The 24,336-nt window shown below is 71.8% G+C and carries 27 protein-coding genes; 19 read left to right on the top strand and 8 right to left on the bottom strand.

The features are described from left to right. Positions 1 to 81: 81 nt before the first annotated feature. Positions 82 to 996, bottom strand: coding sequence for a mycothiol synthase (mshD, locus tag ACWDLG_RS00865; protein WP_449914515.1), 915 nt, complete (start codon positions 994 to 996; stop codon positions 82 to 84). Between the two features lie 108 nt (positions 997 to 1,104). Between mshD and ACWDLG_RS00860 the strand changes: the two genes are divergently transcribed. Both ACWDLG_RS00860 and ACWDLG_RS00855 read left to right on the top strand, forming a co-directional pair. Further along, entirely contained in the window at positions 1,105 to 2,862 is a 1,758-nt protein-coding gene (locus ACWDLG_RS00860; RefSeq protein WP_449914514.1) for a bifunctional metallophosphatase/5'-nucleotidase, read from the top strand. A 166-nt stretch (positions 2,863 to 3,028) separates the two neighbouring features. Then, the gene (locus ACWDLG_RS00855) at positions 3,029 to 3,775 is read left to right on the top strand and encodes a hypothetical protein (protein ID WP_449914512.1); all 747 of its coding nucleotides are present in this window, start codon (positions 3,029 to 3,031) and stop codon (positions 3,773 to 3,775) included. On the opposite strand, the gene ACWDLG_RS00850 is transcribed toward ACWDLG_RS00855, so the two are convergent. Beyond that, entirely contained in the window at positions 3,772 to 4,479 is a 708-nt protein-coding gene (locus ACWDLG_RS00850; RefSeq protein WP_449914509.1) for a response regulator transcription factor, read from the bottom strand. The two genes, ACWDLG_RS00855 and ACWDLG_RS00850, sit on opposite strands and share 4 nt — an antisense overlap. A gap of 220 nt (positions 4,480 to 4,699) precedes the next feature. On the opposite strand from ACWDLG_RS00850, the gene ACWDLG_RS00845 reads away from it, so the two are divergent. The 11 genes from ACWDLG_RS00845 (at position 4,700) to ACWDLG_RS00795 (ending at position 11,103) form a co-directional block, all read left to right on the top strand. After that, on the top strand, positions 4,700 to 4,951 hold the full coding sequence (locus tag ACWDLG_RS00845; RefSeq protein WP_449914506.1) for a MoaD/ThiS family protein: 252 nt from the start codon (positions 4,700 to 4,702) through the stop codon (positions 4,949 to 4,951). A gap of 33 nt (positions 4,952 to 4,984) precedes the next feature. Further along, on the top strand, positions 4,985 to 5,650 hold the full coding sequence (locus ACWDLG_RS00840; RefSeq protein ID WP_449914504.1) for an LmeA family phospholipid-binding protein: 666 nt from the start codon (positions 4,985 to 4,987) through the stop codon (positions 5,648 to 5,650). A 37-nt stretch (positions 5,651 to 5,687) separates the two neighbouring features. After that, entirely contained in the window at positions 5,688 to 6,200 is a 513-nt protein-coding gene (locus ACWDLG_RS00835; RefSeq protein ID WP_354914188.1) for a sigma-70 family RNA polymerase sigma factor, read from the top strand. Continuing rightward, positions 6,197 to 7,015, top strand: coding sequence for an anti-sigma factor family protein (locus tag ACWDLG_RS00830; protein WP_449914502.1), 819 nt, complete (start codon positions 6,197 to 6,199; stop codon positions 7,013 to 7,015). Before ACWDLG_RS00835 ends, ACWDLG_RS00830 begins: the two co-directional genes overlap by 4 nt. A 36-nt stretch (positions 7,016 to 7,051) precedes the next feature. Then, positions 7,052 to 7,474 (top strand): thioredoxin family protein, encoded by a 423-nt coding sequence (locus tag ACWDLG_RS00825; RefSeq protein ID WP_449914499.1) that lies wholly within the window; start codon positions 7,052 to 7,054, stop codon positions 7,472 to 7,474. A 175-nt stretch (positions 7,475 to 7,649) separates the two neighbouring features. Further along, a complete protein-coding gene (locus tag ACWDLG_RS00820; RefSeq protein ID WP_449914496.1) occupies positions 7,650 to 8,051 on the top strand; it encodes a DUF4395 domain-containing protein in 402 nt (133 codons plus the stop codon). After that, positions 8,048 to 8,887: a sulfurtransferase gene (locus ACWDLG_RS00815; RefSeq protein WP_449914494.1), complete on the top strand. Its 840-nt coding sequence runs from the start codon at positions 8,048 to 8,050 to the stop codon at positions 8,885 to 8,887. Before ACWDLG_RS00820 ends, ACWDLG_RS00815 begins: the two co-directional genes overlap by 4 nt. Beyond that, a complete protein-coding gene (locus ACWDLG_RS00810) occupies positions 8,887 to 9,192 on the top strand; it encodes a DUF1416 domain-containing protein (RefSeq protein ID WP_449914491.1) in 306 nt (101 codons plus the stop codon). Before ACWDLG_RS00815 ends, ACWDLG_RS00810 begins: the two co-directional genes overlap by 1 nt. 95 nt (positions 9,193 to 9,287) lie before the next feature. Then, complete coding sequence (locus ACWDLG_RS00805; protein WP_354914112.1) at positions 9,288 to 9,842, top strand: RNA polymerase sigma factor; 555 nt, start codon at positions 9,288 to 9,290, stop codon at positions 9,840 to 9,842. Continuing rightward, positions 9,839 to 10,597, top strand: a complete 759-nt coding sequence (locus ACWDLG_RS00800) for a methylated-DNA--[protein]-cysteine S-methyltransferase (protein WP_449914488.1) — start codon at positions 9,839 to 9,841, stop codon at positions 10,595 to 10,597. Before ACWDLG_RS00805 ends, ACWDLG_RS00800 begins: the two co-directional genes overlap by 4 nt. Beyond that, entirely contained in the window at positions 10,594 to 11,103 is a 510-nt protein-coding gene (locus ACWDLG_RS00795) for a hypothetical protein (RefSeq protein WP_449914486.1), read from the top strand. Before ACWDLG_RS00800 ends, ACWDLG_RS00795 begins: the two co-directional genes overlap by 4 nt. 51 nt (positions 11,104 to 11,154) lie before the next feature. Here ACWDLG_RS00795 and ACWDLG_RS00790 read toward each other — a convergent pair whose 3' ends face one another. Further along, positions 11,155 to 11,697 (bottom strand): helix-turn-helix domain-containing protein, encoded by a 543-nt coding sequence (locus ACWDLG_RS00790; RefSeq protein ID WP_449914483.1) that lies wholly within the window; start codon positions 11,695 to 11,697, stop codon positions 11,155 to 11,157. 36 nt (positions 11,698 to 11,733) lie between these two features. Here ACWDLG_RS00790 and ACWDLG_RS00785 point away from each other — a divergent pair, with 36 nt between their 5' ends. After that, on the top strand, positions 11,734 to 12,909 hold the full coding sequence (locus ACWDLG_RS00785; protein WP_449914480.1) for a benzoate/H(+) symporter BenE family transporter: 1,176 nt from the start codon (positions 11,734 to 11,736) through the stop codon (positions 12,907 to 12,909). On the opposite strand, the gene ACWDLG_RS00780 is transcribed toward ACWDLG_RS00785, so the two are convergent. Continuing rightward, positions 12,864 to 13,223 carry a tetratricopeptide repeat protein gene (locus ACWDLG_RS00780; RefSeq protein ID WP_354914104.1) on the bottom strand — a complete coding sequence of 120 codons (360 nt, stop codon included), beginning with the start codon at positions 13,221 to 13,223 and terminating at the stop codon, positions 12,864 to 12,866. The two genes, ACWDLG_RS00785 and ACWDLG_RS00780, sit on opposite strands and share 46 nt — an antisense overlap. Before the next feature lie 70 nt (positions 13,224 to 13,293). Between ACWDLG_RS00780 and ACWDLG_RS00775 the strand changes: the two genes are divergently transcribed. Beyond that, on the top strand, positions 13,294 to 14,607 hold the full coding sequence (locus tag ACWDLG_RS00775) for a hypothetical protein (protein WP_449914476.1): 1,314 nt from the start codon (positions 13,294 to 13,296) through the stop codon (positions 14,605 to 14,607). Here ACWDLG_RS00775 and ACWDLG_RS00770 read toward each other — a convergent pair. The 3 genes from ACWDLG_RS00770 to ACWDLG_RS00760 are packed head-to-tail and all read right to left on the bottom strand — an operon-like array spanning position 14,597 to position 16,793. Beyond that, a complete protein-coding gene (locus tag ACWDLG_RS00770) occupies positions 14,597 to 15,526 on the bottom strand; it encodes a hypothetical protein (protein ID WP_449914473.1) in 930 nt (309 codons plus the stop codon). The genes ACWDLG_RS00775 and ACWDLG_RS00770 overlap by 11 nt on opposite strands. Next, the gene (locus ACWDLG_RS00765; protein ID WP_449914471.1) at positions 15,523 to 16,173 is read right to left on the bottom strand and encodes a hypothetical protein; all 651 of its coding nucleotides are present in this window, start codon (positions 16,171 to 16,173) and stop codon (positions 15,523 to 15,525) included. The genes ACWDLG_RS00770 and ACWDLG_RS00765 overlap by 4 nt, the downstream gene beginning before the upstream one ends. Further along, positions 16,170 to 16,793 carry a hypothetical protein gene (locus ACWDLG_RS00760; protein ID WP_449914468.1) on the bottom strand — a complete coding sequence of 208 codons (624 nt, stop codon included), beginning with the start codon at positions 16,791 to 16,793 and terminating at the stop codon, positions 16,170 to 16,172. The genes ACWDLG_RS00765 and ACWDLG_RS00760 overlap by 4 nt, the downstream gene beginning before the upstream one ends. Positions 16,794 to 16,938: 145 nt before the next feature. On the opposite strand from ACWDLG_RS00760, the gene ACWDLG_RS00755 reads away from it, so the two are divergent. From ACWDLG_RS00755 to ACWDLG_RS00740, 4 genes are all read left to right on the top strand, one after another. Continuing rightward, positions 16,939 to 18,870, top strand: a complete 1,932-nt coding sequence (locus ACWDLG_RS00755; RefSeq protein ID WP_449914465.1) for a hypothetical protein — start codon at positions 16,939 to 16,941, stop codon at positions 18,868 to 18,870. 146 nt (positions 18,871 to 19,016) lie between these two features. Beyond that, complete coding sequence (locus tag ACWDLG_RS00750) at positions 19,017 to 21,884, top strand: ATP-binding protein (RefSeq protein ID WP_449914462.1); 2,868 nt, start codon at positions 19,017 to 19,019, stop codon at positions 21,882 to 21,884. A 102-nt stretch (positions 21,885 to 21,986) separates the two neighbouring features. Then, positions 21,987 to 23,216, top strand: a complete 1,230-nt coding sequence (locus ACWDLG_RS00745; protein WP_449914459.1) for a MurT ligase domain-containing protein — start codon at positions 21,987 to 21,989, stop codon at positions 23,214 to 23,216. Then, complete coding sequence (locus tag ACWDLG_RS00740) at positions 23,206 to 23,922, top strand: type 1 glutamine amidotransferase (RefSeq protein ID WP_449914456.1); 717 nt, start codon at positions 23,206 to 23,208, stop codon at positions 23,920 to 23,922. The genes ACWDLG_RS00745 and ACWDLG_RS00740 overlap by 11 nt, the downstream gene beginning before the upstream one ends. 22 nt (positions 23,923 to 23,944) lie before the next feature. On the opposite strand, the gene ACWDLG_RS00735 is transcribed toward ACWDLG_RS00740, so the two are convergent. Continuing rightward, positions 23,945 to 24,307 (bottom strand): DsrE family protein, encoded by a 363-nt coding sequence (locus ACWDLG_RS00735; protein ID WP_449914454.1) that lies wholly within the window; start codon positions 24,305 to 24,307, stop codon positions 23,945 to 23,947. Positions 24,308 to 24,336 lie beyond the last annotated feature (29 nt).

Below are 24,336 nucleotides of genomic sequence, written 5' to 3'. Positions count from 1 at the left end.
CCGCTCACCGCGTCGAGCGCTTCCCGCCGAGTCGAGTGACCCTCGTCAAGCCGGGCGGCCGCTCGTCGCATGGGGCGGCGCTCATCGCGTCGCCGCGTACATCACGTCGATGTCCCAGCGGTTGAACCCGAGGGACTCGTACAGCCGGATGGCCGCCGTGTTGGCCTCGTCCACGTACAGCATCGCCTGGGCGAGGCCGCGCGAGCGCAGGTGGCGCAGGCCGGCGAGGGTGAGCGCCCGGCCCAGGCCGGTGCCCTGCTGGGACGGGTCGACGCCGACGACGTAGACCTCGCCGAGCGGTTCGTGGCCGTGCTCCTCGGAGGAGGATCCGTGGATCTTCGTCCAGTGGAAGCCCACCAGCCGCGAATCACGAAAAGCTAGGAAAAATCCGGACGGGTCGAACCAGGGTTCGGCCTCGCGCCGCAGGACGTCGTCAAGCGTCCACGCGCCCTGCTCCGGGTGCTGGGCGAACGAGGCGGCGTTCACCTTGAGCCACGCCTCCTCGTCCTCGCCGGGCACGAACGTGCGCAGCCGTACCCCGTCGGGCAGCGGCGCGGCCGGCAGCGGCGCGAACAGGGAGCGGCGCATCTGCCACAGCGACCGCATCCGCTCGAAGCCGAGCGAGGCCGCCAGGGCCGCCGCGCCGGTGTGGTCGCCGTGGGCCCACAGCCGCAACCGCCCGCCCGCCACCTCCAGTACGGCCCGCAGCAACGTCCTGCCGTGCCCCCTGCGGCGGAAGGCCGGGTGGACGACCAGTTCACCGCTCGGCCCCGCGACCTCGTCGGTCGGGTCCACGTGCGCGTAGCCGGCCGGCGCGTCGCCGTCGTAGAGCAGCAGGGAGCGGGCCCGCTCGTCACCGCCGTAGCGCAGGTGGAGCATCACGTGCTCGTTGAGCGGGCGGACCCCGTCGGCTTCCGTGGCCGCCTCAACGACACCCAGCACGTCGGCGATTTCCTGGTCATCGAGACGTCCCCGCTCGACCACGCGCACAGTCATGGATCGAACTCTAGGCGGCTGACTGGCAAATAACGCCATGTGGTGGCCCGACGAATCGTTACCTTTCAGACGTCTGTTGCATAGTTTGCCGCCGTAACGTCTGCAGGCATGATCTCTCGCTCCTTCCTCCCGCTCGCTGTCGCGGGTGCCGTCGGCCTGGGCGGGTTAGCGCTCGTCGCCGGGCCCGCCGAAGCGGCCAGGCCCGAGCGGACGGTTCCCGTCCGCCTGCTGACGATCAACGATCTCCACGGCAACCTGGAGCCGCCGAGCGGGTCCAGCAGCCGCATCCTCGACCCCAACGGCCCGCTCGTCGACGTCGACGGCAAGCTGACCGGGATCGTGGGCGGCAAGTACTCGATCGCCGGTGGAGCCGCCTTCCTGGCCGCGCACGTCAAGCAGCGCGCGGACGCCAACACCCTGCTGGTGGCGGCCGGCGATCTGATCGGCGCCTCTCCGCTGATCTCGGCCGCCTACCACGACGAGCCGACCCTCGAGGTGCTCGGCCAGATGGGGCTCGCGGCCTCCTCGGCGGGCAACCACGAGTTCGACGAGGGCTACACCGAGCTGAAGCGCCTGATGAACGGCGGGTGCCACCCCGTCGACGGCTGCCACCCCGACAGCCCGTGGGCCGGCACCGACTTCGACTTCCTCGCCGCGAACGTGGTGAAGGAGCGCAGCGGCAGGTACGCGCTCCCGCCGTACTTCATCAAGAGGGTCAACGGCGTCAAGGTGGGCTTCATCGGCCTGGTGACGGCCACGACCCCGACCATCGTCTCCTCCGGCGGCATCCAGGGCCTGAAGTTCACCGAGGAGGTCGCCGCGGCCAACAAGGTGTCCAGGATGCTGGCCCGCGCCGGCGTCAAGGCGCAGGTCGTGCTGGTCCACGAGGGTGACCAGATCACCCCGAACCAGGACCCGAGCGCCTGCTCGGTCACCCCCGGCGCCGGCTCGCGCATCGCCTCCGGCCTGGACCCGCAGGTCGACGTGGTCGTCAGCGGCCACTCCCACCAGGCCTACATCTGCAAGGCGACCGACCCCGCGGGGCAGCCGCGCGTCTACACGCAGGGCTCGTCCTTCGGCCGCGTGCTCACGCAGATCGACTTCAAGGTCGACCGGCGCTCGGGTGACGTCGTACGGTCCTCTGTCGTGGCGGGCAACCACGTCGTCACCCGTGACGTCACCCCGGACCAGCCGGTCGGCGACACGGTCACCAAGTGGAGAGCCCGCAGCGAGGCCATCGCGAACAAGCCGGTCGGCAGGATCAGCGCCGACGTCGGCACCGGTGCCGCCCCCTCCGGCGAGACGCCGCTCGGCGACCTGATCGCCGACAGCCAGCTCGAGGCGACCAGGACGGGCGGCAACGCGCAGATCGCGTTCATGAACCCGGGTGGCGTGCGCATGCCGCTCACCTACGCCGGCTCGCCCGCGAACGAGGGCGACGGTGTGGTGACGTACGGCGAGGCGTTCGCCGTCCAGCCGTTCAACAACCTCACCCAGGTGATCACGCTGACCGGCGCCCAGCTCAAGACGGTGCTGGAGCAGCAGTTCGTCGGCGGGCCGAACAACCAGCCGTTCACCAGGATCCTCCAGCCGTCGGCGAACTTCACCTACACCTACAGCAAGAGCGCCCCGTGGGGCTCGAAGGTGTCGAACATGAAGATCGACGGCGTCGCGGTGACCGACACCCAGTCGATCCGCGTGGCGGTGAACAACTTCCTCGTCGGCGGCGGTGACGCCTTCGCCGAGTTCAAGAACGGCACCGACCTGTGGAGCGGTCCGCTGGACATCGACGCCTTCGTCGCGTACCTGGGCGGCCACAGCCCCGTCGCCCCGCCCGCGACCAACCGCATCACGGTCGTGGACTGACACTCGACCGTCCAGGGCCCGCGCCGACTATCCGGTTGCGGGCCCTGGCCCCGATCTGATCGGGTACACGCATGCTGACCGGAACCCTTGTCCGCCTGCGCGCCATGGAGCCGGGCGACGCCGACATGATCATCATGGGTCTCCTCGAAACGGACCCGCGCTACTGATGCCGCCCTTCTCCGCGTTCGCGGCCGGCGGCCGGGCGGCGCTCCTCGGCGGAAAGACCACGTTCGACCGGCCTCCGGTGGAGGGCTCGCCCCGGTGGGGCGCCGCGGCCGTGCTCAGGCCCTCGGCTCCGGCCCTCGACCGGCTGGCCGGCCTGGCGGCAGAGCTCGCCGCCGCGGTGGGGCCCGGCCACTGGGTCCACGGCGGCGACGCGCTGCACGTCACGCTGCGCTCGCTGGAGCCGTACCGGCGGGAGGTCGCCGAGCGGCGGGTCTACGGCGCGGCCCTGGCGGCGGCGGCCGAGGGCCTGCCGGCCGTCCGGCTGGAGCTGCGAGGGGTGATCCCGCACCACGGCGGGGTCCTGGTCTGGGGCACGCCCCTCGACGACACGCTCGTCACGCTGCAGCGGAGGTTCGCGCGCGAACTCGGGACGTGGGGCGCCTTCGAGGACTGGACGCGCGACATCTGGTACGTCAGCCTGGCTCACTTCGCGAGCCCGGTGACGGCGCCCGAGCGGATCGCCGCCTGGTGCGACGAGCGGTCCGGCGTGCGGGTCGGGGTCGCGGAGTTCGCCGCCGCCGAGATCGCGCAGGCCGTGTACACCGGCACGGGCATCCGCCTGGAGACACTCGAGAGCGCCCCTCTCGGCCGGGGTCTGAACGCCGGAGGGTCTGAACGCCGGCGGATCCGAACGCCGGGGGATCCGAACGAGGGGGAGGGCCGGCTGACGAGGGGGAGGGCCGGCTAGACGTGGGCCGGGCTGTCGGCGTCGGCGCTGCCGCGGTCGGGTACGAAGCGGTAGCCGACGTTCCGCACCGTTCCGATCAGCGACTCGTACTCGGGCCCCAGCTTCGCCCGCAGCCGCCGCACGTGCACGTCGACGGTCCTGGTGCCGCCGAAGTAGTCGTAGCCCCACACCTCCTGCAGCAGCTGGGCCCTGGTGAAGACCCGGCCCGGGTGCTGGGCGAGGTACTTCAGCAGCTCGAACTCCTTGAAGGTGAGGTCGAGGGCGCGCCCCCGCAGCCTGGCGGTGTAGGTCGCCTCGTCGATGGCCAGGTCGCCGCTGCGGATCTCGTCGGGGACCTCGTCGGCCGCCGCCAGGGACAGCCGCCCGGTGGCCAGGCGCAGCCGGGCCTCCACCTCGGCCGGGCCGGCGCTGTCGAGCAGGACGTCGTCGACGCCCCACTCGGCGGTCATCGCCGCCAGGCCGCCCTCGGTGACGATCACGAGAAGCGGGCAGTCGACGCCCGTGGTGCGGATCAGCCGGCACAGGCTCTTCGCGTGGACGAGTTCGCGTCTGGCGTCGACGAGCACGGCGTCGGCCGGTGGCGCGTCGATGAGGGCGGAGGCCTCGGCGGGCGCGACACGGACGGAGTGGAGCAGCAGGCCCAGTGCAGGCAGCACCTCGGCGGAGGGTTCCAGGGCGTTGGTCAGCAGGAGCAGGTTGCTCATTTCGACTCCTCTGGTAGGGCCTGCGTGTTCGTCGTGCGTGTGTCGTGCCGTACAAACACATGTGGGACCCGGGGGCTGCGTCGCCCGGATCCCTTCGTAGGTGAGGATAACCCACGTGATTGCCGCGACCTGGTGGTGTCCACCTGGTGAGCAGGCGTTCGTATGAAACATCTTCGTTAACGAACCCGCACAATGGAACGGAATTGATTGTGAGGTAGCCATGGCCACCGGAAAAGTTCGCTATTGGGCCGCGGCGAAGGAAGCGGCCGGTGTGGCGGAGGAGGTTTTCGAGGCCGACACGCTGGATCGGCTCATGACAAGAATCACAGCGGATCGGGACGAACTCGCCAGAGTGGTGCGCCGCTCGTCATTCCTGGTGAACGGCGACCCTGTCGGCAAACGCGAGCATTCCTCGGTGATCCTGCCCGAAGGGGCCGTTGTGGAGATCCTTCCTCCCTTCGCCGGAGGATAAGGTAGCGCCCAGGCACCCCCCCGAAGGAGCCCGATGCGCAAGCTGATCATCCTGCTGATCGTGCTGATCGTCCTGCTCGTGGCCGTGGACCGGGTGGCGGTTTCCGGCGTGCAGCGCGACATCGCCAACAGGATCGCGGCCGCCTCCGACCTGTCGGGCACCCCGACCGTCACGATCGAGGGGATCCCGTTCCTCACCCAGGCGATCGCGGGCCGCTATCAGGAGGTTCGCTTCGACCTGGGCACACTGACGTACAACAGTGTCAAGGTGGAGAACCTGAGCGGCGCCGCCTACGACGTCCGGGCCCCGCTCGCCGACGTCATCCAGAACAAGGCGCAGATCGTCGCGGGCCGGGTGAGCGTGCGCGGCACCCTGTCCAGGTCCACCGTCGACAGGTTCGCGCCACGCGGGGTGAAGATCGGCGGCACGGGTGACACCCTGACCGCCTCCGGCCAGGTCAACCTCGGCGTGACGAAGGTGAAGTTCACCGCCGACATGCGGGTCGAGCTCGTCGACGGCGGCATCAGGGTGACGGCCGAGAAGGTCAACGGCATGCCGGCCAAGGCCGCCGGCCTGCTGAGCTACACGATCCCGCTCAAGGCCAAGCTCCCGTTCGACGTGAAGGTGACGGGCGTGAAGACCGTCCCCGCCGGGCTGGAGATCACCGCCGAGGCAAGTGACGTACCTCTCCGTGGCTGACTTCGAACCGGTACGGCGCGCCGTACGTGATGAGGGGGTGAGCCCAGCAGGCACAGCCGACGAGGAACTCGTGAGAACCCTCTTCGACGAGCACGCGGGGCCGCTCTACGGTTACGTACTGCGACTGACCGGGGACCCTGGCCGAGCGGAGGATGTCGTGCAGGAGACGCTGCTGCGGGCATGGCGGCATCCTGAGGCGGTCTCGGGGCGTCCGATCAGGGCGTGGCTGTTCACAGTGGCTCGCAACCTCGTCGTCGACCAGCACCGCGCGAGAAAGGCCAGACCCCAGGAGACAGGGGACGAGGCGCTCGCCGTCATCCCCGCCGACGACGAGCTCGAGAAGGCCGTCGAGTCGTGGGCGGTGGCGGAGGCGCTGGCCGCGCTGCGGCCGGAGCACCGTGACGTGCTGCTGGAGGTCTACTATCGGGGGCGATCGGTGAAGGAGGCGGCGGAGACGCTGGGCATCCCGGCCGGCACCGTGAAGTCGCGGACCTACTACGCGCTGCGGGCGCTGAAGCTCGCCCTGGAAGAGCGGGGGCTGGCGCCGTGACGTGCGAGGAGGTACGGCTGTCGCTCGGCGCCTACACGCTCGGGGCGCTCGACCCCGAGGAGGCGCTGGAGGTCGAGGTCCACCTGGCCTCGTGCGAGGGGTGCACCGACGAGCTGATGGAGCTCGAGGGGGTCTCCTCGTTCCTGGCGAAGGTGTCGGAGCAGGACGTGGTGCTGGTCGCGAGCCCTCCTCGTGAGGTGCTCGACCGGCTGCTGAACGACCGGGTGAAGCGGCACCGGCGGACCCGGCTGTTGCTGGCCGTCGCGGCCTCGGTCGCGGTGCTCGCGGTGGGTGGCACGGTCTGGACCGGGATCCAGCAGCGCGCGTCGCAGTCCACGGCGGCGGCGCCCGCGACCACGCAGGCCGACATGGGGCAGGGCGCCGCGCCCGAGCACGCCGGGGAGGCCACGAAGGCGCCCAAGGCGAACACCCCCGAGCAGCCCATGATCGCCCAGGACCTCCCGCGGGCCGACACCAGAGCCGCGCCCTCGGAGTCCCCGTCGGCCGCGCTCAAGTCCCAGGGGACGGCCTTCCAGGGGAGCAGGAACGGGGTCAGCGCCACGGTCACCGTGACGCCGGGCATGCCCCTCCAGGTGCAGGTCAGCGGCGTTCCCGCGGACACCGAGTGCACGCTGGTCGTGGTGCGCAAGAGCGGTGGGCGCGAGGTCACCGGGTCGTGGAAGGTCACGGCGAACCGCTACGAGGAGGGCTCGGAGGTCTACCACGTGGCGAGCCGCACGCCGCTGGCGGCCATCCGCGCCTTCGAGATCAGGGACGCCGCCGACCGGGTCCTGGTCACGGTCGACGCCAAGTAGGGAAGAATCCCGGCCCGGCGCCGGTTGCACCAGGCGATGGCAGGCTGGTGGGTGGCGTTGGCGACGCTGGCGCTGGGCACGGTGATCGGGGTGGTGAAGCTGCGCCGCGACGGACGCATGCGCGACGCGGGCCGGACGCTCACGGCCGACGCGCTCGGCGCCGAGCTGGGCGAGCGCGCGACCCTGGTGCAGTTCTCCACGGCGTTCTGCCAGCCGTGCCGGGCGACGCGCCGGGTGCTGGCCGACGTGAGCGGCCTGGTGCCGGGGGTCAGGCACGTGGAGATCGACGCCGAGTCACGGCTCGACCTCGTGCGCCGGCTCGACATCATGCGCACGCCGACCGTCCTGGTGCTCGACGGGGCGGGCAACGTAGTGAAGAGGGCCTCAGGCCAGCCCAGGAAGGCGGACGTCATCGCGGTCCTGGGCACGATCGTGTCTCAGGAGCCGGACGAGATGTGACAGACGGCGAGACGACAGGTAGTGTCATCGCCATGAACCCCACGACAGAGCTGCTGACGAAGCGGCGCGCGGTTGATTTCTGCCGCGTGACCACCGCGCTCTGTCGCGCTGCCTGAGGACGGTCTCGCGCGGACATCTGATCCGCCCCCTTCCGACCCTTCAGGAGCATCCCTCGATGCGTGCCGACCCTCGAGTGCTGCGTCTCGGCGCGGCTGTCACCACAATCGTCCTCGCTCTCGTCCTGCTGACGGGAAGCGGCTGGCTGCTGGCCGTCCAGGCGGTGGTGTTCGCGTTCGGTGTGGCCGGTCGCTCGCCGTACAAGATGCTCTTCAGGAGTCCTCCGTCGACGACGGAGGACGCCCGCCCGCCGCGGTTCGCGCAGGCGGTCGGCCTGACCTTCGCGGTCGCGGGGCTGGTCGGATTCGTCACCGGGATCACGCCGATCGCCCTCGGGGCGACGGCGGCGGCTCTCCTCGCCGCCTTCCTCAACGCAGCCTTCGGTCTCTGCCTCGGCTGCGAGATGTACCTGATGATTCGCCGTCTACTGCCCGCCGCCACAATGGAGGTTCACACATGAGCCGCTCCGCCGCCCTGGTGGATGCTGACTGGGTCGAGGCCAACCTCGACACCCCGGGTGTCGTGATCGTCGAGGTCGACGAGGACACCAGCGCCTACGACAAGGGCCACATCCGTAACGCCGTCAAGATCGACTGGAAGGCCGACCTGCAGGACCCCGTCCGCCGTGACTTCGTCGACAAGGCCGGCTTCGAGGCGCTGCTGTCGGAGCGCGGCATCTCGAACGACGACCTCGTGGTGCTCTACGGGGGTAACAACAACTGGTTCGCGTCGTACGCGTACTGGTACTTCAAGCTCTACGGTCACTCCAACGTCAAGCTGCTGGACGGCGGCCGCAAGAAGTGGGAGCTGGACTCGCGCGAGCTGGTGACCGACGCTCCCCAGCGGGCGAAGACCGGCTACGTGGCGCAGGAGCAGGACGCGGCGATCCGCGCCTTCCGCGACGACGTGGTGGCGGCCATCGGCAAGCTCAACCTGGTCGACGTGCGCTCGCCCGATGAGTTCACCGGCAAGCTGCTGGCCCCGGCGCACCTTCCGCAGGAGCAGGCGCAGCGGGCGGGGCACGTGCCGACGGCGCGCAACATCCCGTGGTCGAAGGCGGCCAACGACGACGGCACGTTCAAGTCCGACGAGGAGTTGAAGAACCTCTACGCGGGCGCGGGTGTCGACTTCGGCAAGGACACCATCGCCTACTGCCGGATCGGGGAGCGCTCGGCGCACACGTGGTTCGTGCTGCACGAGATCCTCGACCAGGCCAACGTGAAGAACTACGACGGTTCGTGGACCGAGTACGGCTCGCTCGTGGGCGTGCCGATCGAGCTGGGGGAGGCCCGCTAATGACTGTTTCGACTCAGGGATGCGGCGCTCCGGAGCAGACCATTGCGCTGCCGGCCGGGATCGACCTGTCGACCCAGGCCGTCATCCAGGGCGTGGTGACCGGCGCCGGCACCGCCTACGCGCGCCTGCTCGACCACTCGGGTGAGTTCACCGGCGAGGTCGTGGTGTCCGACGAGGGCGTCTTCCGCTTCTTCGCCGCTCCGGGTGACTGGACCGTCCGCATCATCGCCGGTGGCGGCATCACCCGCGACGTGGCCGTCCAGGCCAAGCTCGGCGAGGTCGCCCAGCTCGCCGTTGCGGTCTGACCGATCCGACACATCAGAAGGGGTCGCGTCCCACGGGACGCGGCCCCTTCTCGTCTTCCCGCAACGGACTCGGGCGCGTCGGTGTTATAGAGGACGTGAACCAACTCGACTGCCTGGACCCGGTCAGGAAGGCGCTGGTCGACGACCTCGACGGAGGCTTCGCCGAGCTGTACGAGACCTACCGGGGTCTGGTGTTCTCCACGGCCCTGCGGCTGAGCGGACGCTGGGCCGACGCCGAGGACCTGACCGCGGAGGCGTTCCTCCGCGCGTACCGGGCGGTGGCGGGCTATGATCGCGCGCGCATCGCAGCGCTGCAGCCGCGTCCGTGGCTGATGACGATCCTCATGAACGTGTGGCGCAACTGCGTCCGCTCCAGGGTTCGCCAGCCGCCGCCCGACCTGCTGGAGGAGCCGGTGGACACGGCGGACACCGGCGAGGACGTGGAGGCGGCGGCAGAGCGGCGGGAGACCGGCGGCGAGCTCGCCGACCTGCTGCGCCGGCTGCCGGAGGACCAGCGGGCCGCCGTGGTGCTCAGGCATGTGGTGGATCTGCCCGTCAGCGAGGTGGCCACGGTGCTCGGCCTCCCGCAGGGCACCGTCAAGTCGCACGTGTCGCGGGGGCTCAAGCGTCTGAGGGAGATGGCCAGATGAACCAGGATCCGTTGCTCGCCGGGCTCGCCGCACTGTCCACCGACGCGCCCGCCGGGCTGCTCGACCGGATCGCCGCCCGCTGGGTGCGCGTGTCCAGCCCGCTCGGCGAGGTGTCGGTCGCCAGCACCGACCACGGAATCGCCTTCCTGCGCCGGCACGAGGACCCCGACGAGGGGGACGGCTTCGCCGCGGAGTTCAGGGCCCGCTTCGGCAGGCCGCTGCTGCCGGGCGACCGCCCGCCCGCCGGCCTGCTGCCCGCCCTGCGCACGGGGAAGGCCACGGGGGTCCGGCTCGACCTGCGGGAGCTGAGCGACTTCCAGCGGGCCGTGCTGACCACCGCCCAGCGCATCCCGCGAGGGGAGGTGCGGCCCTACGGGTGGATCGCCCGCCAGATCGGCAGTCCGGGCGCCGTGCGCGCGGTCGGCACCGCGCTCGCCCGCAACCCGGTGCCGCTGCTGGTGCCGTGCCACCGGGTGATCAGGTCGGACGGCGTGACCGGCGACTACGTCTTCGGCGGCGCCGCCAAGGAGCGGCTGCTGCGGGAGGAGGGCGTCGACCTCGACGGGCTGCGCACGCTGGCCGGGGAGAACGTCTTCTACCTGGCCAGCGACACCACGGGCATCGTGTGCTTCCCCACCTGCCACAACGCCCGGCGCATCACGCCGCGGCACCGGCACGGCTTCCGCAGCGTGGCGCAGGCGGAGGCGGAGGGCTATCGCGCGTGCCGGACCTGCCGGCCGGGGGTGGCGGCGTGAACGCGTTCACGGAGTGGCGGCGCGCGCACGTGCGCGGCGCGGCGGCGCCGGCGGGAGGCGGCGGCGCGCAGGCGGAGCTGACCGCGGTGTTGCGGCTGGTGAGCCAGCAGCATCCGCTGCTGGTCAACGTGGGCCACGGACGTTCGGCGGCCTGCGCGGACCGGGCACGCGCGTTCGTGGCGGCGTGGGAGGCGGTGGGCGGGCACATCGGGGCGGTGGTCTCGTGGCCTGAGGAGGCGGCGTCGTGGCTGCGTCCGGCCTGCCGGCTGGTGGCGGGCCATCCCGACCTGTGGGTGGTGGCCGACGAGCCGGAGGGCTGGAAGGGCATGGGCAGGCGGCTGGTGGCGACGGGCGTGTGGCGGCCGAGCAGGACCATCGCCTTCGCGGGGCTGGCCGTACCCGATCTGCCCGGCGTGGCGGGGCCGGAGGCCACGGAGGGGCTGCGCGGCGCCCGCGCCGACGGAGGTCTCTGGTTGGTGCGCGACGGTCAGCTGGTGGCCGGGTAGCCGAGCGGCGGGCTCGCGGCGGTCAGCCGGTAGGGCGGTGGCCGAGTGGGGTCAGCCGGTGGCCGGGTAGCGGATGAGCAGGGAGGCGTGGACCGGCTCGGTGCCCACGGCCGCGTAGCCGTGCGGGACGTTGGACCGCCAGCTCAGGTAGCCGCCGGGGCCCGCCACCAGCGGCGCGTCCAGGGGGCCCGCGCTGAGCGTGCCGGAGAAGACGGTGATGTGCTCGCTCACGCCTTCGTGGTGGGCGGGTGAGGTCTGGGTGGCGCCCGGCGGCACCCGCATCCGGTACAGCTCGTAGGTCACGCCCGCGTCGTCGAACACCTGCAGCAACGTGGCCTCGACCGCCGTGCCGCGCACCTGGACCGGGGTGGCGGGGGCGTCGTCGAGGACGGCCGCGATGGGCACGCCGAGCTGGGCCGTGACGGCCCACAGCGTGTCGAGGGTGGGATTGCGGACGCCCGTCTCCAGGCCGGACAGCGTGGCCTTGCCCACGCCGGCCCTTCTGGCCAGCTCCGACAGCGAGATCCCGCGCTCCTGCCGGAGCCGCCGCACCTTCCTGCCGACCTCGCGCGGGTCGCCGCTCACGGCTGTCATGAGGCCATCTTGCCCGACCCCTGTAGTGTTCCGTATATGGAACGGACGCAACCCATCGTCGCCGGAGTGGTGACCGCGCTGGTCGGCTTCGCCAGCTCCTTCACCGTCGTCCTCGCCGGATTACGCGCCGTCGGAGCCGACGAACGGCAGGCCGCCTCAGGGCTGATGGCCCTGTGCGTCGCCGTCGGCGTCGTGTCGATCGCGCTGGGCCTGCGGCACCGGATGCCCATCACCATCGCGTGGTCCACTCCCGGCGCCGCGCTCCTGCTGACCGCGGGCGGATCGTTCGCCGAGGCGGTGGGCGCGTTCGTCGTCTGCGGGCTGCTCGTCATGGCGGCGGGGCTGGTGCCGTGGCTGGGTCGCGCCATCGCGGCGATCCCCGGTCCGATCGCCGCTGCCATGCTCGCGGGGGTGCTGCTCAAGCTGTGCCTCGCGCCGGTGCAGGCCATGCTCGACGTGCCGTACCTCGCCGGGCCGGTGATCCTGGTCTGGGCGCTGCTCTACCGCTTCGCCCGCACCTGGGCGGTGCCGGGGGCGCTGGCCGCCGCGGTGGCGGTCATCGCGGTCACCAACCCTCCCGGACAGCTCAGCCTGGTGCCCGTGGTCGAGTTCACCGCGCCCGTCTTCAGCGTCTCGGCGGTGGCGGGCATCGGCGTGCCGCTGTTCCTGGTCACGATGGCCGCCCAGAACATCCCCGGCATGGCCGTCCTTTCCGGGTACGGCTACCGCCCGCCGCTGCGCGGCGTGCTGCTGGCGACGGGGGCGGCCTCGGCGCTCGGCGCGCCCTTCGGTGGGCACGCCGTCAACCTGGCCGCCATCACCGCCGCGCTGGCCGCCTCGCCCGAGGCGGCGCCCGACCCCGCCCGCCGGTGGATCGCCTCGGTCACCGCCGGCGCCTCCATGATCGGCCTCGGCCTGCTGTCCAGCGCGGCCGCCGCCCTGGTCCTGCTGTCACCGCCCGTCCTGGTGACCGCGGTGGCCGGGCTCGCTCTGTTCGGTGCGCTCGGCTCCGCGCTCTCCTCCGCCTTCACCGAGGCCCACGGCAGGGAGGGCGCGGTCGTCACCTTCGCGGTCACCGCCTCGGGCGTGAGCTGGCTGGGTGTCGGCTCGGCCTTCTGGGGCCTGGTGGCGGGCGGGCTCATGCACCTGCTGCTGTTCCGGCGGCCTCAGGCCGCCAGCTTGCGCTCCACCCTGCCGACCGACTCCAGGTAGTCGGGGTCGGCGTGCATGGCCGCGGCCATGCGCAGGTGCGGCAGCGCCTCCTCGAGCCGGCTGGCGCGCTCCAGCGTCCTGCCGAGGAGGAAACGGGCGTAGTGGTCGCTGGGGTCGCGCTCCAGCAGCCCGTCGAGGGCCTGCTCCGCCCTGCGCAGCTGGGCGGAGTGGTAGTAGGCGCGGGCGGTCAGCAACTGCAGGCCGTGGTCGTCGCCGTGCTCGTCGAGCAGCGGCTCCAGCATCATGAGGGCGCCCAGGGGGTCTCGCATCCCCAGCAGGCGCTCGGCGAAGCGGTAGCGCTCGATCTCGTTCATGGTGTGATTGAACACTCAACTACATGCATCGCATTCCCGGTGTTAACCCTGTGACGCTACGATTCACCAGATGTCAGGATCGTCTGGTGTGGCGGCACCACCCCGACCTGCGCCCACGCCGGCCCAGCGGATGCCGTCGCCGTTCTCGCTGCCCCTGCACGCGCTTCGCCTCGCGGGCAGGTGCGCGCTGCCCTTGATCATGTGGTTCTCGGTGGGGGAGGCCGCCCGGTTCGGCCTGCTCTACCTCGGCACCGAGATCTCCCACGGCGACTACCGCCAGGCCCGCCTGGTCGCGACCATCGCGGTGATGACGCTCGTCGTCATGCTGGCCATGGTGACGACCGCGGGCATGCTGTACAGCCTGCGCGGGGCGCTGTGGGAGACGGCGGCGCGCGGCGACGAGCCCGAGCGGTTCTTCGCCGCACTCGACCGCATCGCGCCGGCCTTCGCCGCCATCTACCTGACGTGGAACTTCGTCAGGCGTGACGCGCTCGACTTCAGCGGCCTCGACTGGCTGCACAACCTCGACGACAACTTCTATGACCCGATCTTGACCGCGACGGCCGAGGGCAAGAAGGCCGAGACCACCGCCGGGACCGGTCTCATCGATCTCGACTGGCGTGTCTCGCTGGGCGCCATGGTCGTGGCGATGGGCCTGCGCTGGTTCTTCAACCGCATGGTGGAGCGGGGCGAGGGCAGGTCCGCGGGCGTGGCGTCGGCCATGTCGGAGTTCGCGCTGTTCTTCTTCGGCCTGAACGCGACGCTGACCCTCGCGGCGTTGCGCTCCGACTGGGTGGGACACCGGCAGGTCGTCGCGGAGTCCGGCGAGCTCTGGAAGCAGGCCAAGGAGAACGTGCCCGGCTGGGAGGCCTTCTGGGGCACGGTCGGCGAGATCACGCCCTACCTGGTCGACGCCCTGATCGTGCCGCTCACCTGGCTCACCGTCGCGATCCTCGTCTTCGGCGCCTTCAGCGAGGACACCCGCTCGGCGGTGCGCGGCATCCGCCGTCTCGAAACGGGCGTCGACCGGCTGGAGCAGTCCCACGACATGACCCAGCAGTCGTTCAACCGCGTGACCGGCAGCTTCATGGAGCGCTGGGTCCCGCTGGTCAACACCTTCCGGCTGGTCATCAAGGGCGGCGCCGCGCTGTTCGGCCTCATGTGCGTGCTGTACGTGGCGCTGCGCCTGGGCGCCGACTACGCGGACAGGGGCGTGCGCACGCTCATCGGTTCGGAGACACCGTACTGGTGGCTCGTCATCAGCGAACCGATCGAGTTCGTGAAGGATCTGCTGGTGACCACGCTGACGATGTGCCTGCTGGCCGCGACGTTCGACATCGCGGCCACCAGGGCCAGGCTCAGCGGTCAGGCCGTCAACGTCTGAACCGCAGGACGTCGCGGTTGTCGTCCTCGGTCGGCTTCATGAGGTCCTCGACCGGCGTGTCCGACCGGTAGGAGCTGGGGCGCAGCTCCAGCTCCACCTCCTTGGCCACGGCGGACGGCACGACGGCGACCTTGGTGGTCACGTAGCTCTCACCCACGACGTGGTCCGCCGGTGTCCTGTCGGGCGGCAGGTCTTCCAGCCGCCACGCGCGGCCCGCGCGGTCCTTGAGCAGCACGTCCGGCTTCCCCGTCAGCTGCGCGCCGTCCTTGTCGACGGCCGTCCGGGTGACGGCGATCCTGAGCCACTGCTTGTCCGGCGTGTTGTGCCTGCTGCCGGCGGGTGCCGCCATCGTGTCGTAGTCCACCTTCCACCTGACGTGCTCGAAGGTGATCTCCTGCCCGGCCGCGACCGGGTGCACCTGGTCGTCGGGCTGGCCGTTCTTGAAGAACAGGTAGCGGTCGACGGTCGGGGCGCCGATGGCCACGGCGAGCGCGACGACCGCGCCCACACCCTGCAACAGCAGGCGGGGGCGCCTGGGCGGCTGTGCCTCTCCCGTGCCGGTGGCCGCCGGGTCCGCCGGTGGATCCGACGGAGGGCCTGCCGGGAAAGCGCCGGGCTGGGCGGGCGGCTGGGGCTGCCGATGCGGCACCGGGCCGGCGCTCGGCACGGCGGGCAGCGGCTGCGTCGAGCTTCCCGCGGGCTCGCGGGAAGGCGGAACCGGCGGCCACACCTGATGATCGGGGTGGACGGGCCGGTGCTGCTGCGGCTGGGGATACTGCTGCGGCCGCGCCTGCCGACGCCGCGGCCGTGACAGCGGCTGGGGCTGCGGGGGCTGGGGCTGCTGCGGCTGGGGTTGCTGACCGGGTTGGGGCTGCTGGGGTTGCTGCCGCCCCGAGGCGGGGGAGAACCAGTCGGTCATCGCTTGTCCCCCAGCGGGTAGACGTCCTTGGGCGCGGTGAAGAGCCGCTGGGCCGCCGCGTCGTCCAGACCGAGGTCCACCTCGGCCTCCGGCAGGTGCGGCTCGCCGTAGAGGCCGCCGTCCGGAATGGAGAACACCACCCTGGCGCCGGGCAGGGCCGCAGCGGGCACCTCGAAGACGAAGACGCCCGGCGTCCACCAGCCGGGCTGGATCCACGGGTAGGCCAGCGACTTGGTCTTCTCGATCCGGTCGGTGGCCGTGAAGCGCTTGTCCTCGGCCGTGAGCAGCTCGGCGGGGTTGAGGTGCAGCGGCTCCTTCGGCGCCGTGGCGGCCGCCTGCACGACGAGGAAGACCTGGTCCTTGCCTGCCTCGATCTTCTTCTCGCCCACCTCGATCGCGCGGGCGGAGGAGACGGCCTCGACCCTGGCCGAGAAGCGGCCGGCGTCGACGTCGTCCTTGACGGCGCCGGTGTAGGTGAGGGGGGCGCCGAGGTCCTCGTAGGTCGGCATGAGGGTCTGGAGGCCGATCGCACCGCCCGCCAGCGCGAGCCCGACGACGGCGTTGAGCACCTTGGAGCCGCCGCCCCGGCGGGCGGCGCGGCGGGACTGGCGCGCCGGCACGGAGCTGTGCTGGTCGACGGCGGTCATGAGCCCTCCGGCCGCACGGGGAGCGTGATCCGGCCCAGGACGACGGGCACCTGCTTGTCGCCCTTCTCCTCTGTCTCCGGCATCCAGCCGTAGGCAGGTGTGTACTCGCCTGTCGCGTAGTGCCGTGTGCCGACGTCGAGCGTGATCTTGTCGGGCACCTTCGCGCCCGGCTCCAGCTCGTAGCGGACCAGCACCTTCGTCGGGACTCCCGGCTGGAGCTGCTCGCTCGGCCCGCTCTGGGTGGGCACGAGCGTGATGACGCCGTACTTCGGCTTGATCTCCGGTGTGATCTTCAGCAGCGTCGACGTGAAGGACGACCCCGCGAGGGCGGTCTCGTCGCCTTCGTTGGTCACCGTCGCCTCCACTTCGAGGAAGCGCTTGGGGTCCTCGAAGGAGACGTCGGGCTGGACGACGGTGACCCTGCTCTCCACGAACCTGGTCTTGAACTGGCCCTGGTCGATGTCGGTGGCCGGCTTGAGGGCGGGCGGGTTGGGGTCGGGAGCCTCGTTCAGCCCGCCGAGAAGGGCGGTGATGCCCAGTCCGGTGGCCAGGACCAACCCCACCGCGGGCACCAGGATCGGGCGTCGTGGCCGGTCGTCCTCGGGGGAGGGTTCCGTCATGGGCAACGATGGTAATAGGTCACGCTTGCACCATCCGCCGCAATACTCCCATCTGCTGGTTGAATTGCCGGGAACCGTGCCGGAACCGGCGGCCGAACTCGTAGGCTGGGGCACTACTAACGAGATAGGGCGGCCGGAGGGTCACGTGGCGGACGTGCATCCCGAGCAGGCGCAGTTGCAGGCGGATCGCATCTACCTGGGCTGGCAGTACATGCTGCTGCACCCAGACCCGGGAGAGCCGCCCAAGCGTCCCTCGCCCGCCGAGGAGCCGCCGCGGGAGTCCACGCCCGACCCCGAGCTCGTACGCAGGGAACGGATGCAGGAGGACCTGCTCAACCGGCCCGTGAAGATCTTCCGGACGTTCATGGCCGTCCTGGCCGTCGTCATCCTGGTCGCGGCCTTAGCGGGGGCGCTGGGCTGGTCGTTCGCGATCATCGGGCTGGTGGCGACCGGCGGCGTCGCGGGCATCTGCAGCTACGCCGTCCTCCAGGGCGACCGGGCGGTCCGCTACCGGGTGCGCGAGCGGCAGGCCAGGGACGACCGGCTCCGGCAGGAACGTGACAAGGAGCTGTTCAGGGCCCAGGAGGAGCACGCCGAGCGCTACCGCGACTGGCAGGAGCTGAAGGACCGCCACGACAGGCAGCTGACCTGGTACGGCGTCGCCGTACCCGACGAGATCGACCGCGTCGACGTGGCGGGCGGCACGCTGCCCGGCTGGTCGGCGCTGGTGACGCTGCTGGGCGCGACGCGCCTCTACAGCGGCGGGCACCTGACCGTTCTCGACCTGTCCGAGGGGGCGATCGCCAAGGACCTGATCGAGCTGGCCCGCAGGGGCGGCGACGACCCGCTGGTGTGGGTGCTGCCCGTCGACCTGCCCAAGCTCGACCTGGGGGCGACGCTCAAACCCGAGGCGTTCGCCGACGTGCTGGCCCACGTGGTGAGCGTCAGCGAGGAGCACCGCACGACGCGCGACCTCAGCTTCGACAACGCGATCCTCGAGCGGGTGCTCGACGTGCTCGGCGAGCACGCCACGATCGCCCAGGTGACGGCCGCGCTGCGGGCGCTGGCCCAGGTGGGCGACCCGCGCGACGACCTCAAGTACGGGCTGATCACCGCCGAGCAGCTGGAGCGCATCGGCACGATGTTCGGGCGCGGCGTCAGCGACAGGGTGGTCATCGAGCGGGCGTGGGCGCTGGAGTCGCAGCTGCGCAAGCTCGAGACCCTCGGCACCGAGGCGGTACGGCTCCCGCCGGCCCGCCTGCGGGTGGTGAGCATGGACCGGCAGGCGGGGGTGTTCGGCAACCGCGTGTTAGGCACCTACGTGGCCACCGCGCTCACCCACATCCTGCGCCAGTCGCCCGCCTCCGACCGCCCCTGGTACCACACGATCATCGTCGCGGGCGCCGACAAGCTGCGCGGCGACGTGCTCGACCGCCTCATGGACGCCTGCGAGACGTCGCGGACCGGGCTGGTGCTGACCTACCGGTCGTTGACGCCGACCGTGCGGGAACGGCTGGGCCGAGGGCACGCGGCCGTGGCGTTCATGCGCCTGGGCAACGCCGAGGACGCCCGGGTGGCCAGCGAGCACGTCGGCACCGAGCACCGCCTGGAGCTGGCCCAGCTCACCGAGACGATCAGCGCGTCGGTGGCCGGTCTCGACGGTGCCCGCTACACCTCCACGATCGACCAGGTGGAGGAGGGGGTCGAGGAGCGGGGCGAGAGCCGTACGGATCTGAAGGAGGACATCACCGAGTCCACCGAGTGGGGCAGGACCGCCGACAAGATCGGCGAGACCGAGCGCGTCCTGCAGCGCTCGCGCGAGTTCCTCGTCGAACCGCACCAGCTGCAGCAGCTGCCCACCACGTCCGTGATCGTCACCGACGCCACCGCCGACGGCCGCCGCGTACGGCTGGCCGACGCGAACCCGGCCATCCTCACCTTCCCCAGGACGACGCTCGCCGAGCTCGAGGAGGCCCGTGACGCGGTGCTCGACATGGGCGAGGCCGCCACGCCCGACGAGCCGCCGCCCAACCTGGGCCCGCCGCCGCCACGCCTCGACTGGCGGAAGAAGGGGTAAGGGGATGGTCAAGTGCCGGGTGACCTCTTGATCATCGGCGGACTTTCTCAAGGGAAACGTGTGCCGTAGACCCTCCTCCTTCTCTGTCGTCCCAAGGAACCCGCAACGGTTCCACGCACACGTTTCTCAGCCCAGGAGGTAACGACGTGCTGAGTGGTCCGTGGTATCGCATCCAGTCCATCGCCGCACCCGCCCGGGTCTCCTCGGCGGAGTCCGACTTCGTCGCCGTGCTGCCCGCCGTGCTCTCGGCCGCGCAGCAGGACCGGCCCTTCGTGATCGGCTGGGTGTCGCGCGGCGGCGGTGCCCCCCTCGAACTGGTCACCAACGCGGGCCCGCTGTCGCCGCGCGCCTCCGTCGAGCCGCTGCTGTTCCCCGGAGGGGCGCGCGGTGAGCGCCTGGCCGAGGACTATCTGGCCGATCTCGGCGACCTGGTGTGGGTGCCGTGCCCTGGACGCCAGGCGCCGCCGCTGCACAACCGGCGGGAGGCAGGCCCCGCCGAGCCGACGCTGTTCGAGTCGACGCTGGTCACGCTGATGGCCAGGCCGTTCGCCTGGCTGGTGGTCGCCGAGCCGACCGGCCTGCTCGACACCGAGGTCGCGCACCTGCGTACCCAGCTCAACGTGCTCAGGCAGTACGGCGAGGCCTCCGAGCGCTCCAGGTTCGACGTGGAGCGGGCCGAGCGCCGCATGCAGGAGCTCGACGCCTTCCGCGAGGCGGGGTTGTGGAACGTCAGGGTGCTGGCCGGCGCGGCCACCCCCGACGACCTGCGGCAGATCGCCCCCGTGCTGGTCGGCTCGGTGGAGCTGGGCCACCACCCCTACCGGCTGCGCAGCGCCCTGCCCGCCGCCTGCGCGCTGCGGGAGGCGCTCGCGGCGACCACGCAGGACACCGGCGACGGCGCGGCCGTGCCGTTCGCGGCGACGGCGGGGACGCTGGCGGCGCTCGCCGGGCTGCCCAGGCGCGAGGTGCCCGGCGTGCGCGTGCTGGACGCCGGGTACTTCGACGTGACCTCCGAGGCCACCGGCGAGCTCGACCTGGGCGCCGTCCTCGACGGGCAGGACCGGGCGGTGGGCTCGTTCGGGGTGCCGCTCGCCACGCTCAACCGGCACGCGTTCGTCACCGGCGCGACGGGCTCGGGCAAGTCGCAGACCGTGCGGCACCTGCTCGAACGGCTGAGCGCGGTGAAGATCCCCTGGCTGGCCATCGAACCGGCCAAGTCCGAGTACGCCGCCATGGCCGGACGTGTGGCCGAGCCCGTCACGGTGATCAACCCGTCGGCTCCCGACGCCGTGCCGTTCAGCGTCAACCCGCTCGAACCCGAGCCGGGCTACCCGGTTCAGGCGCACATCGACATGGTCAGGGCCCTGTTCATGGCCGCCTTCGACGCCGAGGAGCCGTTCCCGCAGATCATGTCCATGGCCCTGCAGCGCGTCTACGAGGCCAACGGCTGGGACGTCGTCACCGGCGGCGCGGTGCCGGGCTCGAAGGTGCCGCCCTCGGTCCCGACGCTCGAACAGCTCCAGCAGCACGCCATGGACGTCATCCAGGAGATCGGCTACGGGCGGGAGGTCCAGGCCGACGTCGAGGGCTTCATCTCGCTGCGGCTGCGCTCGCTGCGGGTGGGTTCGGCCGGGCGCTTCTTCGAGGGCGGGCATCCCGCCGACATCGGCGGGCTCCTGCGGCGCAACGTCGTGCTCGCCATCGAGGACGTGGCCAACGACGAGGACAAGGCGTTCCTCATGGGCACGCTGATCATCAGGATCGTCGAGCACCTGCGCATGCGCGCCCGGCACGAGAAGGCCGGCGGTCTCCGGCACGTGATCGTGATCGAGGAGGCGCACCGGTTGCTGCGCGACCGGGGCACGGGGCGGGCCGCCACCCACGCGGTGGAGCTGCTGGCGGGCATGCTCGCCGAGATCAGGGCCTACGGTTCCGGGCTGGTCGTGGCCGAGCAGATCCCCACCAAGCTCATCCCCGACGTGGTCAAGAACACCGCGCTGAAGGTCGTCCACCGGCTGCCCGCCGCCGACGACCGGGCCCTGGTCGGGGCGGCGATGAACCTCGACGACGAGCAGTCGCGCCAGGTCGTCTCCCTGCGGCCGGGCGTCGCCGCCGTCTTCGCCGACGGCATGGACCGGCCGCTGCGCATCCAGGTGCCGCTGGGCGAGGACAGGGAGCACACCGTCGCGGGGCCGCCGCCGCCCATCAGGGGCCGCAGGTCGGCGGCGTGCGGGGCGCAGTGCCGTACCGGTCAGGCGTGCACGCTGGTCGAGCTGCGGGAGGCCGACCTGCTGGCGGACGCGCCCGAATGGGCGTGGCTGCGCCTGTGGAGCGACACCGTCGTGCTCGCCTACGTCACCAACCGGCCGCTGCCGGGGGTGCCGCGCCACCTGGCGGCGGCGTGGAACGAGCTGCCCGCCAGGCGCAGGGAGTGCCTGCTGGCGACGCTGGTCGAGCGGTCCGTCACCCGGCGGGCCTGGTCGCTGCGCAGCTGGTTCGACCCCGCGCTGCTGACCGAGAAGGCGGCCGAGAGCGCCGGCCGGCTGCTCGGCGCGGTCGAGCCGGGAGGGGAGCGGCCCGGACCCTCGTGGGTCATCCCGCAGGTGCGGTGGCTGCACGAGGTCGACCGGCTCTTCCCGTACGGCAGGCCCGCACCCGACCTGCGCACCCCCGCGCCGCCGATGGAGTACGCGCTGCTCGGCGGCCCTTCGGCGGGCGAGCTGCTCGGGCATCGGGCCAAGGCGCTGCGGCACCATCCGCTGTCGATGGAGATGGACCACAACAGGGCGCTGGCCTGGCGGGTCATCCTGGGCGACGACGAGAACGCGGGGCTGCAGCGGGACATCGGCACGGTCGCGGTCGGGGTGGAGCCTGCGGCGCGGCTCAGGCACGTGGGGCAGACGATGGGCGCGGGGTGGCTGGAGGGCGTGCTGTCCTGGCCGCGCCGCTTCGTGCTGCCCTTCGACGGCGACGGGCCCGCGGAGATCGCCTTCCCCGAGCAGCCGCCCGCCTGACGTCCCCCCGTGCAGCCGCCCGCCTGACGCCCGGTCCAGGGAACGAAGGCGTCCGCCGTCCGTAGGGTGACGGCGGACGCGGTTCGACTAGGATCGGTCAGCATGACCCAGCTTCCGCTGCGGGCCCAGCTCGCGAGTGCCCTGGGGCGCACCGCCGCCACCTTGTCGAGGGTCACCGGGCGTGGTGACGGGTCCGTGATCGGCGGGCGCGTCGGCCTGGTCCTCGAGCCCGACCTGCTCAGACAGCTGGCCAGGGACCGCAAGCTCGTGCTCGTCAGCGCGACCAACGGCAAGACGACCACCACCCGTCTCATCACCTCGGCGCTGACCGAGCTGGGCGAGGTGGCCACCAACGCGTTCGGCGCCAACATGCCGGCCGGCCACGTCTCGGCGCTGTCTGCCCACAAGTCGGCGCCGTACGGCGTGCTCGAGGTGGACGAGAAGTACCTCCCCGAGGTGCTCGAGACCACCGGGGCAGGCGTCGTGTGCCTGATGAACCTCAGCCGCGACCAGATGGACCGGGCGGCCGAGATCTGGCTGCTGGCCCAGAAGTGGCGCAGGGCGCTGTCGGGCAAGCCCACCCACGTGATCGCCAACTGCGACGACCCACTGGTCACCTGGGGCGCCTCCACGGCCGCCAAGGTCACCTGGGTCGCCGGCGGCCAGCGCTGGAAGGAGGACTCCTGGAGCTGCCCCGAGTGCGGCGGTCCGCTCGACAGGAAGGGCGCCGACTGGGCGTGCCGGGAGTGCACCTTCCACCGGCCCGAGCCTCACTGGGTGCTCGACGACGACGCGGTGATCGACCCGCGCGGCCACCGCTGGGTGCTCGACCTGCAGCTGCCCGGTCTCGCCAACCGTTCCAACGGCGCGATGGCGCTCGCGGTGGCCGAGGCGTTCGGGCTGCACGTGCAGTCGGCGCTGCCCAGGCTGCGCGAGGTCACCTCGGTCGCGGGCCGCTACACCACGGTCGAGCGTGACGGCAGGGCGGCGCGGCTGCTGCTGTCGAAGAACCCGGCGGGCTGGCTGGAGGCGTTCGACGTCTCCGACCCCTCGCTGCCGATCATCCTGTCGGTCAACGCGCAGGGCCCCGACGGACGCGACACCTCCTGGCTGTGGGACGTCGACTACCGCATCCTGCGCGGCCGTCCCGTCCACGTCACCGGCGAGCGCCGTCTCGACCTGGCGCTCCGGCTCGACGTCGCCGAGGTGCCGTTCCAGCTGTACGACAGCTTCGCCCAGGCGTTCGACGCGATGCCGCCGGGGCGGCTCGACGTGATCGCCAACTACACCGCCTTCCAGCAGATCCGATCGGAGTTCGGCCGTGCCGTCTGACAGCGCCCTGCGCGTGGTCTGGATCTACCCCGACCTGCTCAGCACGTACGGTGACCAGGGCAACGTGCTCGTCCTCGAGCAGCGGGCCCGCAAGAGGGGCATGACGGTCGAGACGATCCACGTCCGCTCGTCCGACCCGGTCCCGGAGAGCGGCGACATCTACCTCATCGGCGGCGGCGAGGACCGGCCGCAGATCCTCGCGGCCCAGCGGCTGCGCAAGGACGGCGGCCTGCACCGGGCGATCGCCCGCGGCGCGGCCATGCTGGCGGTCTGTGCCGGCTACCAGATCATGGGCAGCACGTTCGGCGGCGAGGAGGGGCAGCCGGTCGACGGCATCGGGCTGCTCGACATCGCCAGCACCCGCGGCCCCGCACGGGCGGTGGGCGAGCTGGTGGCCGAGGTCGACACCTCGCTCAACCTGCCGACGCTGACCGGGTTCGAGAACCACATGGGCGTCACCCGCCTCGGCCCTGGCGTCAAGCCGCTGTCGCGGACGCTGGCCGGCACCGGCAACGGCGACGGGTTCGAGGGCTGCTTCGCCGGGCACGTCGTCGGCACCTACCTGCACGGGCCGGCGCTGGCCCGCAACCCGGCGCTGGCCGACCTGCTGCTCGGCTGGGCGACGGGCGGCTCGCTGGCGCCGATCGACGACACCTGGTACGACCGGCTGCGCAAGGAGCGGCTCGACGCGGTCATGTCGCGCTGACGGCGCGCGGGGGCGCCGGCGGTCAGTAGACGAGGGCCTGCGCGCCCTCGGCCACGGCCTCCTCGACGAACGTGGGCGCTCCCGCGATCCGCACGCCGTCGATGAGATCGTCGACGGTGATGTCGCGCCTGGCCGCGCACTGGGTGCAGACCGTGACGCGGCCCGCCGCGAGCACGGCGTCGAGCAGGTCCTCCAGCGGGGCGGCGTGCGGCAGGCTGAACTCCTTGGCCCTGCCGGGAAGGGCGAACCAGGACGCCTCGCCCGTCAGCCACAGCGAGACGGGGACACCGCTCGCCAGCGCGGCGGCCGCGACCGTGAAGGCCTGGTTGCATCGCTCGGGGGCGTCGGCTCCCGCGGTGACCTTGATGACCAGTGATCGTGCCATGAGGGTCAGCCTAGACCGAAGCGCCCCGG

The sequence above is a fragment of the Nonomuraea sp. NPDC003727 genome (assembly GCF_053586935.1).
This window is presented reverse-complemented; position numbering and strand designations above follow the sequence as displayed.